The organism is Serratia sp. GW822-FHT06D09 (genome assembly GCF_058799515.1).
The window spans coordinates 41,816-55,709 of record NZ_JBXALO010000004.1 but is presented as its reverse complement, the minus strand read 5'-3'; the positions used below and the strand labels follow the sequence as shown (position 1 = coordinate 55,709).

The 13,894-nt window shown below is 56.2% G+C and carries 10 protein-coding genes and 1 riboswitch; of the genes, 5 read left to right on the top strand and 5 right to left on the bottom strand.

What is annotated here, in order from left to right:
* Window positions 1-44 precede the first annotated feature (44 nt).
* The 3 genes from AC1RKG_RS11245 to AC1RKG_RS11235 are packed head-to-tail and all read right to left on the bottom strand — an operon-like array spanning window position 45 to window position 3,443.
* Window positions 45-1,337: a maltoporin gene (locus AC1RKG_RS11245; protein WP_046372520.1), complete on the bottom strand. Its 1,293-nt coding sequence runs from the start codon at window positions 1,335-1,337 to the stop codon at window positions 45-47.
* Window positions 1,338-1,369: 32 nt separating this feature from the next.
* Window positions 1,370-2,479, bottom strand: a complete 1,110-nt coding sequence (malK, locus tag AC1RKG_RS11240; protein ID WP_493183049.1) for a maltose/maltodextrin ABC transporter ATP-binding protein MalK — start codon at window positions 2,477-2,479, stop codon at window positions 1,370-1,372.
* Window positions 2,472-3,443, bottom strand: coding sequence for an alpha-amylase family glycosyl hydrolase (locus tag AC1RKG_RS11235; protein WP_020837179.1), 972 nt, complete (start codon window positions 3,441-3,443; stop codon window positions 2,472-2,474). Before AC1RKG_RS11235 ends, malK begins: the two co-directional genes overlap by 8 nt.
* Window positions 3,444-3,801: 358 nt before the next feature.
* Here AC1RKG_RS11235 and malE point away from each other — a divergent pair, with 358 nt between their 5' ends.
* The 3 genes from malE to malG all read left to right on the top strand — a co-directional run bounded on the left by malE (window position 3,802) and on the right by malG (window position 7,661).
* Window positions 3,802-4,995: a maltose/maltodextrin ABC transporter substrate-binding protein MalE gene (gene malE / locus AC1RKG_RS11230; RefSeq protein ID WP_020837180.1), complete on the top strand. Its 1,194-nt coding sequence runs from the start codon at window positions 3,802-3,804 to the stop codon at window positions 4,993-4,995.
* A 186-nt stretch (window positions 4,996-5,181) separates the two neighbouring features.
* Window positions 5,182-6,759 carry a maltose ABC transporter permease MalF gene (gene malF, locus AC1RKG_RS11225; protein ID WP_493183047.1) on the top strand — a complete coding sequence of 526 codons (1,578 nt, stop codon included), beginning with the start codon at window positions 5,182-5,184 and terminating at the stop codon, window positions 6,757-6,759.
* An 11-nt stretch (window positions 6,760-6,770) separates the two neighbouring features.
* Window positions 6,771-7,661 (top strand): maltose ABC transporter permease MalG, encoded by an 891-nt coding sequence (gene malG, locus AC1RKG_RS11220; protein ID WP_020837182.1) that lies wholly within the window; start codon window positions 6,771-6,773, stop codon window positions 7,659-7,661.
* A gap of 114 nt (window positions 7,662-7,775) precedes the next feature.
* Here malG and psiE read toward each other — a convergent pair whose 3' ends face one another.
* Complete coding sequence (gene psiE / locus AC1RKG_RS11215; protein WP_020837183.1) at window positions 7,776-8,183, bottom strand: phosphate-starvation-inducible protein PsiE; 408 nt, start codon at window positions 8,181-8,183, stop codon at window positions 7,776-7,778.
* A gap of 221 nt (window positions 8,184-8,404) precedes the next feature.
* Between psiE and AC1RKG_RS11210 the strand changes: the two genes are divergently transcribed.
* Window positions 8,405-9,838, top strand: a complete 1,434-nt coding sequence (locus AC1RKG_RS11210; protein ID WP_182824851.1) for a capsule assembly Wzi family protein — start codon at window positions 8,405-8,407, stop codon at window positions 9,836-9,838.
* A gap of 63 nt (window positions 9,839-9,901) precedes the next feature.
* Here AC1RKG_RS11210 and pgi read toward each other — a convergent pair whose 3' ends face one another.
* Window positions 9,902-11,548, bottom strand: coding sequence for a glucose-6-phosphate isomerase (pgi, locus tag AC1RKG_RS11205; RefSeq protein ID WP_122080346.1), 1,647 nt, complete (start codon window positions 11,546-11,548; stop codon window positions 9,902-9,904).
* Between the two features lie 273 nt (window positions 11,549-11,821).
* Here pgi and AC1RKG_RS11200 point away from each other — a divergent pair, with 273 nt between their 5' ends.
* A complete protein-coding gene (locus tag AC1RKG_RS11200) occupies window positions 11,822-13,630 on the top strand; it encodes a cation:proton antiporter (protein ID WP_046372515.1) in 1,809 nt (602 codons plus the stop codon).
* Window positions 13,631-13,682: 52 nt separating this feature from the next.
* Window positions 13,683-13,875: riboswitch (Lysine riboswitch) on the top strand.
* Window positions 13,876-13,894: the final 19 nt, after the last annotated feature.

The following is a 13,894-nucleotide window of genomic DNA, read 5'->3' as shown; positions in this document are numbered from 1 at the left end:
CGAATACAGGCTGGGGAGAGCACCTGGCCCTCCCCGTTATCTCATTACCACCAGATTTCCATCTGGGCGCCGAAGGTGACTTCGTCGTCATTGCCGCGGCTGAAGGTATGTAAGCTGGTGTCGTTGTACGCAGTGCCCGAGGTGTAACCGGCGCCGGAGTCGTTATTGGCGTAGCCCCACTTCTCATCCCACTTGGCGTAGGTCGCGAATACGCGGATAGCCGGACGTGACCAGATGCTGTTGCCCGCCTGCCACTGTTGCGCCAGGGTCACTTTGTACTGACCGTTGCGATCGCCGGTGCGCTGGGATTTCACGTTGTCGTAACCAGCTTCCAGCAGGGTGCTCATGATTGGCGTCCATTTGTACATTGGACGTACGCCCACGGTGTACCAGGTGGTGCCGTTATTGTTGTCACGATCGACATCCTGGAACATACCGACGTACATCAGCGCCCATTGATCGTTGAAGTCGATGGCACCGTGGTCCAGCACGCGGATCATCTTGCCGTTGTTGTCGATGGTTGAGCCCTGGTTGCGGCCGTTGTTCTGCGAAGTCATGGAGTCGGTGGCGTACTGCACCACAAACTTGTTGTAGCCGGTCAGGATGCTCTGGGTATGTTCCGCGGTGAACATCCAGCCGTCTTTGCTGGCGCCGTCAGCTAAATGGTATCCGTCCTGAGTATTGGCGCGACCGTAGTCCACGCCCAGCTCCAGGGTGCCGCCGGGGTTCAACTCGAGGCCGGCCAAACGCACGTCGAAGGTGTCGTTGACGGTAGGACGTTGATCCCACTCGTTATCCAGGTAACCGTAAGAGCCGCCGGATTCTGAGTTACGGGTTACGGCAGCAGACAGTTTGCCGAAGCCCAAATCAATATTTTCCAGACCGGCGCCCGGACCGGAGATATCCCAGTAGTAGAAGTCAATCATGTGAACATCATGACGCTGATAGAAACGCTTACCGGCCCACATGTTGGCACCCGGCAACCATTCAATCAGGTTTTTACCCTGCACATTCACTTCACGGAAGCCTGGCGTCACGTCTTCCCAGTCGGAACGTTGTGAAACGGAGTAAGCCAGGTTGGTATCGAAGTAGAAGCTTTTATCGCCTTCTTTCCACACTTCCTGTCCCAGTTTCAGCTCGGCGTAGGTCTCGCATTCGTTGCCGAGACGGTACTTGCTGCCGGCACCGGTAGCCTGGAAGCACTGTTGCTCGCCACCACTGCCGGTCCAGCCGATGCCGGAACGGGCGTAGCCTTTAAAATCAACGGCCATCGCCTGAGTGGTAAGCACACCAGCGGCGATTGCCAGTGCCAGAGGAAGTTTGCGCAGAGTAGTCATCATTATTCTCCTGTTATACAGACTGTGATGCTTTAAACGCCCGGCTCCTGGTGCAGCCGTTTACATGCCGTACCGTCCTCACGGAACAGATGGCAACGGTGAGGCGGCAAGCCTATGGCGAATGTTGCACCTTCTTCTACCAGCACCACGTCGTTCTGGCGGTAAACCAGGTTTTGACGAATTGCCGGGATTTGGATGTGGATTTGCGTCTCGTTACCGAGTTGCTCCACCACCTGTACGTCACCCGTAAGCAGTACTTCAGAGGCATCACTGGGCAGCAGATGCTCCGGGCGAATGCCCAGAGACATGTTGGTACCGGGCTGAACGTCGGTGCCTTCCACCGGCAACCACACCAACTGGCGGTTAGGCAGCTCGACCTGGACCTGTTGCGGCTCTGCGGCGGTCACTTTGACCGGCAGGAAGTTCATTTTCGGCGAGCCGATAAAGCCGGCGACAAAGCGGTTGGCCGGATAGTGATACAGCTCCAGCGGCTTGCCGACCTGGGCAACACGCCCGGCGTCCAACACCACGATCTTGTCGGCCAGCGTCATCGCTTCCACCTGATCGTGCGTCACGTAAATCATGGTGCGCTGCAGGCGCTTGTGCAGACGCGAAATCTCAATGCGCATCTGCACCCGCAGCGCGGCGTCGAGGTTCGACAACGGCTCGTCGAGCAAGAACACGTCCGGTTCCGCCACCAGCGTACGGCCGATCGCCACCCGCTGACGCTGCCCGCCGGACAGCGCTTTTGGCCGCCTGTCGAGCAGGTGAGCCAGTTGCAGCACTTCCGACACCTGATTGACCCGCTGGCTGATTTCCGCTTTCTTGGCACCGGCCAGCTTCAGGCCGAACGACATGTTGTCGGCCACCGACAGGTGCGGATACAGCGCATAGGACTGAAACACCATGCCAATGCCGCGCTCGGAAGGCGGCACCTCATTCATGCGTTTTTCGCCGATCATCAGGTCGCCAGAGGTGATGTCCTCCAGCCCGGCAATCATGCGCAGCAGTGTCGATTTGCCGCAGCCCGACGGCCCGACAAACACCACAAACTCACCGTCATCTATCGTCAGATTGACGTCTTTGGAAATCACAGCTTCGCCGAAGGCCTTATAAACGCTGCGCAATGTGACGCTAGCCATGCGTTACTCCCCTGCTTTCGCAGTTAACATTTCGTGTAAAAATGGCGGACGCAAAACCCGCCAAAACCCATTGATGACCCTCTTGCTGCGCACCGTGCTGCCATGCCAATGGCAAGGTCGCCTCAGACGGCGCGGCCGCCTGAGTATAAGGCTGCAGGTTAATCAGCGCTTCAAGGCATTGATCCTGATGGGTAATAAGTAAACGAACCACGCCGTTATGCTGGCTGACCACGCTCAGTTCGCCCTGCTGGATCACCGGCAAGCGGCGCAGCGCCAACAGAGATTGGCAGTAACGCAAAGTGGATTGGTTGTCCTGCTGCTGGCGGCTGATGGCCAGCGCGCGATGTTCGATGGCCACCTGTTGGTACCAGTGGATCTCACCGTTGGTCACCTGTTCCGGCGCTTCATGCCAGGGCATCGGCGTTTGCGCACCCAGCGGATCCTGCAGGCCGGCGGCGTGTGGCAGACCCAATTCTTCGCCCTGATACAGGCAGATGGGCGCAGGCAACATCGCCAGCAGCGTCAAAAAGGCATCAGCCGAACGCAGATTACCCTGGCCCCAATGGCTAACGACTCGCGGCTGATCCGCATCACCGGTGCTCCACAGGCTGTCTGCCAGAGTGGCGCGGCGAGCATTCAACACCTCAATCAATTTCTCTACGCTGAAGGGCACGACCTCCAGCGCCAATGGGCTACGAAGGTACTGCTGCGACGCGGCGGCGCGACGAATGTGATGCGGCCCGTCGCAATACCACAGCGCCAGACCCTGCGCGGCGACCGCCGCCCCCTCTTGCTCCGCCAATGGCTGCGGCAGGACCAGGCCGTCTATCGACAGCTGGTTCAGGTAGGGCAGCGCCGCAATCATGCCGTGAGCATCACCCACGCCATCCCCGTTTCCATCACGGAAACTGACCGGGTGGATCCGGTACAGGGTTGGCTGAGTGACGGTAGGCATTGGCGACATAAATCCGGTTCCCTGCTGCACGTGGCGATAAAATCAATGTGGCCGATAGTGCGGTAAACCCCACAAAGGGTAATCATCCGTAACAGGATTTTTCATGGGGGAGGAGATGGGAGGATGAGAGAACGACCGCAGGGACGAGAAGTTCCACGCTTAAGACAAATCTGTGATCTGCCTGGCAAAAATCGTCCCCCTATTTTGTGTCTGACACCACAGAATAGGGAGCAATGTTAACTGGATCACACTACGCAGGCGTGGGGCGTAGAGGGGGGGAGGATGAGAATGTGTCGCTTTGTGACCCACTATTACCGCGAAACCTCTCTCCTTGACTTACGTGCCCACAAAAAAGAAGGATTGGATTATGACTCGCAGCTTTACCACCGCCCGCACACTGGTGCTTTCGGCTCTGACCACCCTGGTGCTTTCCTCTTCCGCCTTCGCCAAGATCGAGGAAGGGAAACTGGTTATCTGGATCAACGGCGATAAAGGCTATAACGGCCTGGCCGAGGTCGGCAAAAAGTTTGAGAAAGACACCGGCATCAAAGTGACCATCGAACATCCGGACAAGCTGGAAGAGAAATACCCGCAGGTTGCCGCCACCGGCGACGGCCCGGACATCATCTTCTGGGCCCATGACCGCTTTGGCGGCTACGCGCAGTCCGGCCTGCTGGCGGAAATCCATCCTTCCAAAGCCTTCCAGGACAAGCTGTTCCCGTTCACCTGGGACGCAGTGCGCTACGACGGCAAGCTGATCGGCTACCCGATCGCCGTGGAAGCGCTGTCGCTGATTTACAACAAAGACCTGATCAAACAGGCGCCAAAAACCTGGGAAGAGATCCCGGCGCTGGACAAAGAACTGCGCGCCAAAGGCAAAAGCGCCATCATGTGGAACCTGCAAGAACCCTACTTCACCTGGCCGATTATCGCCGCCGATGGCGGTTATGCCTTCAAGTATGAAAATGGCAAATACAACATCAAGGACGTTGGCGTCGCCAACGCCGGTTCGCAGGCCGGTCTGCAGTTCATCGTCGATCTGGTGAAAAACAAGCAGATCAACGCCGATACTGATTACTCCATTGCCGAAGCCGCCTTCAATAAGGGCCAAACCGCCATGACCATCAACGGTCCATGGGCCTGGTCAAACATCGAGCAAAGCAAAATCAACTACGGCGTAACCCTGCTGCCGACCTTTAAAGGCAAGCCGTCCAAACCTTTCGTTGGCGTACTGACCGCCGGGATCAACGCCGCCAGCCCGAACAAAGAGCTGGCTACAGAATTCCTGGAAAACTATCTGTTGACCAACGAAGGCCTGGCCGACGTCAACAAGGACAAACCGCTCGGTGCGGTGGCCCTGAAGTCCTACCAGGAGCAACTGGCGAAGGATCCGAAAATCGCCGCCACCATGGAAAACTCACAAAACGGCGAAATCATGCCTAATATCCCGCAGATGAGCGCCTTCTGGTACGCCGAACGCAGCGCGGTAATCAACGCCGTCAGCGGCCGCCAGACGGTGAAAGCCGCGTTGGATGATGTACAGACCCGTATCACCAAGTAACACACAACGTTGTGCGGGATTAGCATCCCCAAAATAATTGGAGTTACACCGCGACGGTAAGTACGCACATCCCTGGGAGCATAGACAGCTATGTGACCGGGGTGAGCGGACGCAGCCAACAAAGGTGTCGCTTCAAGTATGAAGGGGAGAAGCGCCCCGCTGTGGCTTCACAGAAAGGAACGCCCTATGCAATTAGCTCACGCCGGGTCGCCTGCGCGCAAAAAGTCGAAGTGGTGGCAGAGTGACGTACTGAAATGGCTGGTCATCGGCCTGTTCAGCCTGGTTACCTGCTATCTGATTGTGTTGATGTATGCACAGGGTGAATACCTGTTTGCCATTCTGACACTGATACTGGTCAGCGCCGGGCTTTACGTCTTCGCCAATCGCCGGGCTTACGCCTGGCGCTACGTTTATCCGGGCATCGCCGGCATGGGGCTGTTTGTCCTGTTTCCGCTGATTTGCACCATCGCCATCGCCTTTACCAACTACAGCAGCACCAACCAGCTCACCTTTGAACGCGCTCAGTCGGTGCTGATGCAGCGCCAGTTCCAAACCGGCAAAACCTTCACCTTCGGGCTGTATCCGGCAGAAAATCAACGTTGGCGCCTGCAGTTAGCCCACCCTGACAGTGACCAAAAACTGATTTCCGAACCGTTCAGCTTTGACGCCAGTGCGCCGCAAACGCTGAAACTGACGGAGGAAAGCGCAGAACCGGCCGGCGAACGCGCCACGCTGCGAGTGATCACGCAAAATCGTCAGGCGCTGAGCCAACTGGTGGCATTACTTCCGAGCGGCGGCGAGCTGCGCATGAGTTCCCTGCGCCAATTTTCCGGCACCACCCCGCTCTACGCGCTGGACAAGGAAAGCAATACGCTGACCGACCAACAAACCCATACTCAATACCGACCAAACCCGGACATAGGCTTCTACCAGGCGGTGAATGCCGAGGGCAACTGGGCCAAAGAGACCCTGAGCCCAGGCTATACCGTCACCATCGGATGGAAAAACTTCCTGCGCGTGCTGCAGGACGAAGGCATCAAGAAGCCGTTCGTGTCGATCTTTATCTGGACCATCGTGTTCTCGGTCATGACCGTGATCCTCACCGTGGCGGTGGGTATGGTGCTGGCCTGCGTGGTGCAGTGGGAAGCGCTGAAAGGCAAAGCGGTTTATCGCGTGATGCTGATACTGCCCTACGCGGTACCGTCGTTTATTTCGATACTGATTTTCAAAGGGTTGTTCAACCAAAGCTTCGGTGAAATCAACATGATGCTCAGCCATCTGTTTGGCATCAAACCGGCCTGGTTCAGCGACCCTATCACCGCCAAAAGCATGATTTTGATCGTCAACACCTGGTTGGGTTATCCCTACATGATGATCCTGTGCATGGGGCTGCTGAAGGCAATACCCGACGATTTGTACGAGGCCTCGGCAATGGACGGCGCCACCCCGATGCAGAACTTCTTCCGCATCACGCTGCCGCTGCTGATCAAACCGCTGACGCCGCTGATGATCGCCAGCTTCGCCTTCAACTTTAATAACTTTGTCCTGATTCAGCTGCTGACCAACGGCGGGCCGGACATGATTGGCACCACCACGCCGGCCGGTTATACCGACCTGCTGGTCAGCTATACCTACCGCATCGCCTTCGAGGGCGGCGGCGGGCAGGACTTCGGACTGGCAGCCGCCATTGCCACGCTGATCTTCCTGCTGGTAGGCGCTCTGGCGATCCTGAATCTGAAAGCCAGCAAGATGAACTTCGACTAGGGAGAAAAATAATGGCCATGGTCCAACCCAAGTCCCAGCGCCTGCGCCTGTGGATGACCCATATTCTGATGCTGTGCTTTATCGCCCTGATCATGTTCCCGCTGCTGATGGTGGTGACCATCTCGCTGCGTTCCGGCAACTTTGCCACCGGCAGCCTGATACCGGAACAGATTTCCTGGGATCACTGGCGGTTGGCGCTCGGCATGAGCGTGACCCACGCCGACGGCAGCGTTACCCCGCCGCCGTTCCCGGTGCTGCTGTGGCTGTGGAACTCAATCAAGATCGCGGTGATCACGGCGATCGGCATCGTCACGCTGTCCACCACCTGCGCCTACGCCTTTGCCCGCATGCGTTTTCGCGGCAAGAGCACGCTGCTGAAAAGCATGCTGATTTTCCAGATGTTCCCGGCGGTGCTGTCGCTGGTGGCGTTGTACGCCTTGTTCGATCGTCTGGGCCAATACATTCCGTTTATCGGCCTGAACACCCACGGCGGCGTGATCTTCGCTTACATGGGCGGGATCGCACTGCACGTCTGGACGATCAAAGGCTATTTCGAAACCATCGATAACTCGCTGGAGGAGGCGGCGGCGTTGGACGGTGCCAGCCCTTGGCAGGCGTTCCGCCTGGTGCTGTTGCCGCTGTCGGTACCGATCCTGGCGGTAGTGTTTATTCTGTCGTTTATCGCGGCCATCACCGAAGTGCCGGTCGCCTCGCTGTTGCTGCGTGACGTTAACAGCTACACGTTGGCAGTGGGCATGCAGCAATACCTGAACCCACAAAACTATCTGTGGGGCGACTTTGCCGCTGCGGCGGTGCTGTCGGCGATCCCGATTACCGCCGTATTCTTGCTGGCGCAGCGCTGGCTGGTAGGAGGCCTGACGGCAGGTGGGGTGAAAGGTTAGATTTTCTCGGGCTTCACTCAAGGGTGGAGCCCTACTGCGCTTGATGTACTTCAGTTCTTTCCGATCGATACCTGTGTCTTCGGCGGCCCTATCGGGCCGCCATTTTTATTTCTGCTATTCGCGTTTTAAACGGTCGGTATTGGCCAGGTAGAGCGTCACCACCAGTAACAATATCGCGGCGGAATAAATTAGCGTATCGATTGGGTTTTCATGATCCACAATGATCAAACGGATAATTGCGGTGATGCCGATATAAATAAAGTAGCGCAGCGGAAAGTGATAGCCAGATTCAAAATACTTAACAATCAACGCGATAAACTCAAAGTAGAGAAAGTAAATCACAATCCCTTCAATCAAGAGATAAGACGTGGATTCCTCGTTGTTGACAAATAAAACTTTCGCCAAATGAATGGTTTCTTTCACCAAAAAAACGATCAGGATCGCTGCCAGCAGCAACAGCCCAACGTTCAGCACCCGTTGCAGCCCTTTGGCCACCATCACGGAGCGGGAGGTTTTTGCCATAGTTATTCCCCATAAAACTTATTGAAATTATCCGCGCATCCTAACATAGGCATTATCTTAAAAATTAACATCTGCACGAAACAGAGAAAAAACAAATATTATTCAATTAGTTATATTTAAATGTTTCATGTGGATATATTTGTAGCAAATTGAAATGTCAACTATGATGGGTCATAGATCTTTACATAAAACAAACAACTCGAATTAACAAGGGAATATTTATGCGCGCTAAGCTTAACGGACTGGTCGCCGCAGGCCTGTTTACCTGTGCATTAACCGGCCATGCCAGCGGATTGGTAACCCCTGATAATGACCTGCGCAACGACCTTGCCTGGTTGTCGGATCGCGGCGTCATCAACGTCAGCCTGTCCACCTGGCCACTGAGCCAGGAAGAGATCAGCTCGGTCATTTCTCAGGCCAAACCGGTAACCAATACCGAGAAAAATGTCATCGACCGCGTTCAACGCCGCGTCGGCGAACTGAAAGCCAATATCCGCGTCAGCGGTTACGCCGCCACCGACAAGCCGGGTACTCCTCAGGGATTCGGTCAAAGCCAATATGCTGACCAAAGCCTGACCGTTGGCGCCGGCGCCAACGGCGAATTCTGGGACGTGCGTCTCCAGGGTTCAGTCGAAGGCGATCAACGCGTCAGCGACGGTTCCAAATTCAACCTCAACGGCTCCTACGGTGCAGTGAAAATCTGGAACCAGTGGCTGTCATTCGGTGAGGTATCCCAGTGGTGGGGCCCTGGTTACGACGGCAGCCTGATCCGTTCCGACGCCGCACGCCCGGTTGCCGGCTTTATGCTGCAGCGCGCCGACCAATCGCCGTTTGAAACCCCTTGGCTATCCTGGATTGGCCGTTGGCAGTACCAACTGACGGCGGGTCAGCTGTCGCAGTACACCGCCGTGCCTGATACCAAACTGATTGGCGGCCGCTTTACCATGATGCCGACCAACTTCCTTGAACTGGGTGCCTCACGAATCATGATGTGGGGCGGTAGCGGTCGCCCACAATCCTGGAGTTCATTCTGGGATGGCGTAACCGGCAACGATAACACTGGCGATCCGAAAAACGATCCGGGCAACCAACTGGGCGGCTTTGACTTCAAGTTAAAACTGCAACCGTTGATTGGCCTGCCAGTCAGCTTCTACGGCCAGATCACCGGTGAGGATGAAGCCGGCATGCTGCCATCTCACAATGGCTATCTGTTAGGTCTGGAAGGTCACCCTGAATGGGGCCCAACCACCATTAACTGGCATATTGAAGGGGCTGATACCCGCTCTAATGGCAAGTCTGATAATGTCATGTATCGACACTACGTTTATAAAGATGGCTACTACCAGCAAGGTTATCCACTGGGCCACGCTATGGGCGGCGACGGGCAAATGCTGTCCGGCCGCGTAGAGATGGTGTTGGACGATGGCCAACGTTGGAGCACCCGCCTGGTGTACGCCAAAGTGAATCCGAACAGCCAAACCGTGAACAAGGCGTTCCCGAAATCCGACACGCTGAAAGGCATTCAGTTAGGCTGGGGTTACAACTTCGACTCTCAGGTCAAGTTTGATACCAGCCTGTGGTACACCGACAACAACGCCAGCACCGCCGATGACGTAGGCGCAGGCATCAGTTTCGAAGTGCCTATCAATCTGTAATTCCTTCAGACGTAAAAAAACCCGCCAAGGCGGGTTTTTTATTGGTGTCAATTCAGACGCTAATTAACGCCATGCCTTGAAGCGGTTGATCAGCGCATTGGTTGAGCTGTCGTGGCTGCTGACCGCTTCATCACCCGCCAGTTCCGGCAGGATACGGTTAGCCAGCTGTTTGCCCAGCTCCACGCCCCACTGGTCGAAGGTGAAGATGTTGAGGATCGCGCCCTGGGTAAAGATCTTGTGTTCATACAGAGCAATCAGGCTGCCCAGGCTGAACGGCGTAATCTCACGCAGCAGGATGGAGTTGGTTGGGCGGTTGCCTTCAAATACCTTGAACGGCGCTACGTGCTTAACCTCGTCCGGCGTTTTGCCCTGGGCGGCGAATTCTTCTTCTACCACTTCCAGTGATTTACCGAACGCCAGCGCTTCGGTCTGTGCGAAGAAGTTAGACAGCAGTTTTGCATGGTGGTCGCTCAGCGGATTATGGCTGATGGCCGGCGCGATAAAGTCACAAGGCACCAGTTTGGTCCCCTGGTGGATCAGTTGGTAAAACGCGTGCTGCCCGTTGGTGCCCGGCTCGCCCCAGATGATTGGGCCGGTCTGGTAGTCCACCGGATTGCCGTTGCGATCGACATATTTACCGTTGGATTCCATGTTGCCCTGCTGGAAGTAAGCGGCAAAACGGTGCATGTACTGGTCGTACGGCAGGATAGCTTCGGTTTCTGCCCCGAAGAAGTTGTTGTACCAGATACCGATCAACGCCAGCAGCACCGGCAGGTTTTGCTCTGCCGGCGTTTGCGCGAAGTGTTTGTCCATCGCGTGCGCGCCGCTCAGCAACTGTTCAAAATTCTCGTAACCCACTGACAGGGCGATAGACAGGCCAATCGCCGACCACAGGGAATAACGGCCGCCAACCCAGTCCCAAAACTCGAACATGTTAGCGGTGTCGATGCCGAACTCGCCGACGGCCTTGCCGTTGGTGGACAGCGCCGCGAAGTGTTTCGCCACGTGTTTTTGATCACCGGCAGTGCTCAGGAACCAGTCGCGCGCGCTGTGGGCGTTGGTCATGGTTTCCTGGGTGGTGAAGGTTTTGGACGCCACCAGGAACAGAGTGGTTTCCGGGTTCAGCGGTTTGAGCGTTTCGGCGATATGGGTGCCGTCAACGTTGGAGACGAAGTGCATGTTCAGGTGATTTTTGTACGGGCGCAGTGCCTCGGTAGCCATATAAGGGCCGAGATCTGAACCGCCAATACCGATATTTACCACGTCAGTAATTGCTTTGCCGGTATAGCCTTTCCAGTCACCGCCAATCACGCGGTCACAGAACTGTTTCATTTTGGCCAGCACCGCATTCACTTCCGGCATCACATCTTTGCCATCAACGATGATTGGGCTGTTGCTGCGGTTACGCAGGGCAATATGCAGCACCGCACGGTCTTCAGTACGGTTGATTTTCTCGCCGGCGAACATGGATTTGATCGCGCTTTGCAGATCGGTTTCTTTCGCCAGTGCCTGCAGCTTCTCCAGGGTTTCCGCGGTGATGCGGTTTTTAGAGTAGTCCACCAGCATCTGATCGTTGAAGGTGGCGGAAAACTTGGAGAAACGCTCTTTGTCCTGAGCAAACAGATCGCTGATCTGTACGTCTTTCATCTGTTCAAAATGTTGCTGCAGGGCTTGCCAAGCAGCGGTTTGACTAGGATTGATATTTTTCATAGCAACACTCTTAGGCTTGAGAATAAATGTGACGTGGTTGACCGATTGTAGCCTGTTCGACCGTGATTATGATCTCTTTTCTTGCGATAGGCGCTAACTGTCAATTGCCGCCGCATCGTTTCAGCACTTCCCCTATACTTTTGGATAACAGCCTGTTATCAGGGTTGCTTAACTGTCACTAAACTGTGTCAGGTTATCACCACGTCAATGACGTAATTAGGCTAAGGATGCGTGGCCAGCCAGGCTGCGGTGTGAACGACGAAGGACATGACTATGGAATTATCTGCCCCATTGATGTTGGTGGTTATTGGCTTGAGCTCATTGCTGGCGCAGTGGCTAGCCTGGGTGTTACGCCTGCCGGCCATTCTGCCGTTGCTGGTATTTGGCATCGTGCTGGGGCCTGTGGTGCATTGGGTTCAGCCGGACGCGTTGTTCGGCGATTTGCTGTTCCCGCTGGTGTCGCTGTCGGTCGCCATTATTCTGTTTGAAGGGGCGCTAACGCTACGGGTCGAGGAAATACGCGGCCTCGGCGGCGTGGTACGTAACCTGGTAACCATTGGCATGCTGATGACCTTCCTGGTGATCGGCGTGGCCTGCTGGTGGTTGCTGGACTTTCCACCGGAGTTGGCGGCACTGATCGGCGCGGTCACGGTGGTCACCGGCCCAACGGTGATCGCCCCGTTGATGCGCGTGGTGCGACCGAATGCCAATATCAACCAGGTACTGCGCTGGGAAGGCATCGTCATCGATCCGGTCGGCGCCATTTTTACCCTGCTGGTGTTCGAATTTATCGTACTGAAACAGCATTCAGAATCTTACACCCATCTGTTCTGGACGCTGGGCATTACCGCCGCCGTCGGCCTGGTGGCTGGCGCGCTGTTCGGCTATTTGCTCGGCCTGGCGCTGCGCCGCGTCTGGCTGCCGCGCTACCTGCAAAACCTGGCGGTACTGGCGATCATGCTCACCGCCTTTGGCGTGTCCAACGCCATTGCCGATGAATCCGGCCTGCTGACCGTTACCGTAATGGGCATTTGGCTGGCCAATATGCGCGATGTGGATACCAGCGACATTCTGGCGTTCAAGGAAGAGCTGTCGGCGATCCTGATTTCAGCACTGTTTATCATTTTGGCGGCGCGGCTCGACGTTCAGGCCTTGTGGAACATGGGCTGGCCATTATTGGGCCTGTTGCTGGTGGTGCAGTTCGTCGCCCGCCCGCTGTGTATTGCGGTATCAACCTGGCGCTCTTCCCTGCACTGGCGCGATCGCCTGCTGCTATGCTGGATCGCTCCGCGTGGCATCGTCGCCGCGGCGGTCAGTTCGCTGTTTGCCCTGACGCTGCAGCGCAGCGGTTATCCGGGAGCCGATCGGCTGGTGACCGTGGTGTTCGCCGTGATCATCGGCACCGTGGTACTGCAAAGCCTGACCAGCGGCATGATGGCGCGTTGGCTGCGGGTACAGCAGCAAAAACCGCGTGGGGTGCTGATTGTCGGCGCCAATAGCGTCGCACGTATGCTGGCACAGGCGCTGATGAAGTTGAATATTCCGGTGCTCGTCACCGACAGCAGTTGGGAATATTATCGCCAGGCGCGTATGGACGGCATCCCCGCCTATTATGGCCATGCTTACTCTGAGCATGCCGAAAACTATCTCGATCTCAGCGACACCGCACAAGTACTGGCGCTCTCTCCCAACCGCCACCAAAATGCGTTGGCGGTCTATCACTTCGGCCATATTTTTGGCGAAGGACAGGTGTTCGCCATCCGCTCCGGCGCCCCGCTGAAAGGCCGCGGCAACAGTGCGGAAAGTTCGCGCTTCCGCCGGCATGAGATCCTGTTCAATCAAGAGGCCACCTACGGTCGGCTAAGCAGCCTGATTGCCCAGGGTGCCACCATCAAAGCCACCAAGCTGAACGAGAACTTTGGCTGGTTGGAATATATAGAGAAAAATCATGGTGTTATTCCGCTTTTCAGCCAGCGGGAAGACGGCACGCTGCAGCCGATCGGCGCCGGTTTTGTCCCGGCAATGCCCTGTACGCTGATTGCACTGGTACAAGATGAAAATCCCTCAACTTCCGGACGTTGACAGCGGCACGATATCGGGCTATTCCTAACAGCCTACTTGCGCACCCGGTGTGCAAGCCAGAAGAGGCGCGTCGCCCAGGTAGAGTGTCAGAGGAGCCGTTTTCCAATGACGACGCTTGAGGGGGAGCGACGCCGAGGTAAGGTGATGCGCGGCATTCATCGTATCGACTACAGGGGCTGAATCCCCTGGGTTGTCACCAGAATTGTCCGTAAGGGCAATCAACAAGGTGGGGCGCTTCTGGGTGTATCGTAGCTTTCACTTCTA

Excerpts from the sequence above, each read along its gene's own strand:
- AC1RKG_RS11245 (WP_046372520.1), bottom strand. The coding sequence starts at position 1,337 with ATGACTACTCTGCGCAAACTTCCTCTGGCACTGGCAATCGCCGCTGGT.
- malK (WP_493183049.1), bottom strand. The coding sequence starts at position 2,479 with ATGGCTAGCGTCACATTGCGCAGCGTTTATAAGGCCTTCGGCGAAGCT.
- AC1RKG_RS11235 (WP_020837179.1), bottom strand. The coding sequence starts at position 3,443 with ATGTCGCCAATGCCTACCGTCACTCAGCCAACCCTGTACCGGATCCAC.
- malE (WP_020837180.1), top strand. The coding sequence starts at position 3,802 with ATGACTCGCAGCTTTACCACCGCCCGCACACTGGTGCTTTCGGCTCTG.
- malF (WP_493183047.1), top strand. The coding sequence starts at position 5,182 with ATGCAATTAGCTCACGCCGGGTCGCCTGCGCGCAAAAAGTCGAAGTGG.
- malG (WP_020837182.1), top strand. The coding sequence starts at position 6,771 with ATGGCCATGGTCCAACCCAAGTCCCAGCGCCTGCGCCTGTGGATGACC.
- psiE (WP_020837183.1), bottom strand. The coding sequence starts at position 8,183 with ATGGCAAAAACCTCCCGCTCCGTGATGGTGGCCAAAGGGCTGCAACGG.
- AC1RKG_RS11210 (WP_182824851.1), top strand. The coding sequence starts at position 8,405 with ATGCGCGCTAAGCTTAACGGACTGGTCGCCGCAGGCCTGTTTACCTGT.
- pgi (WP_122080346.1), bottom strand. The coding sequence starts at position 11,548 with ATGAAAAATATCAATCCTAGTCAAACCGCTGCTTGGCAAGCCCTGCAG.
- AC1RKG_RS11200 (WP_046372515.1), top strand. The coding sequence starts at position 11,822 with ATGGAATTATCTGCCCCATTGATGTTGGTGGTTATTGGCTTGAGCTCA.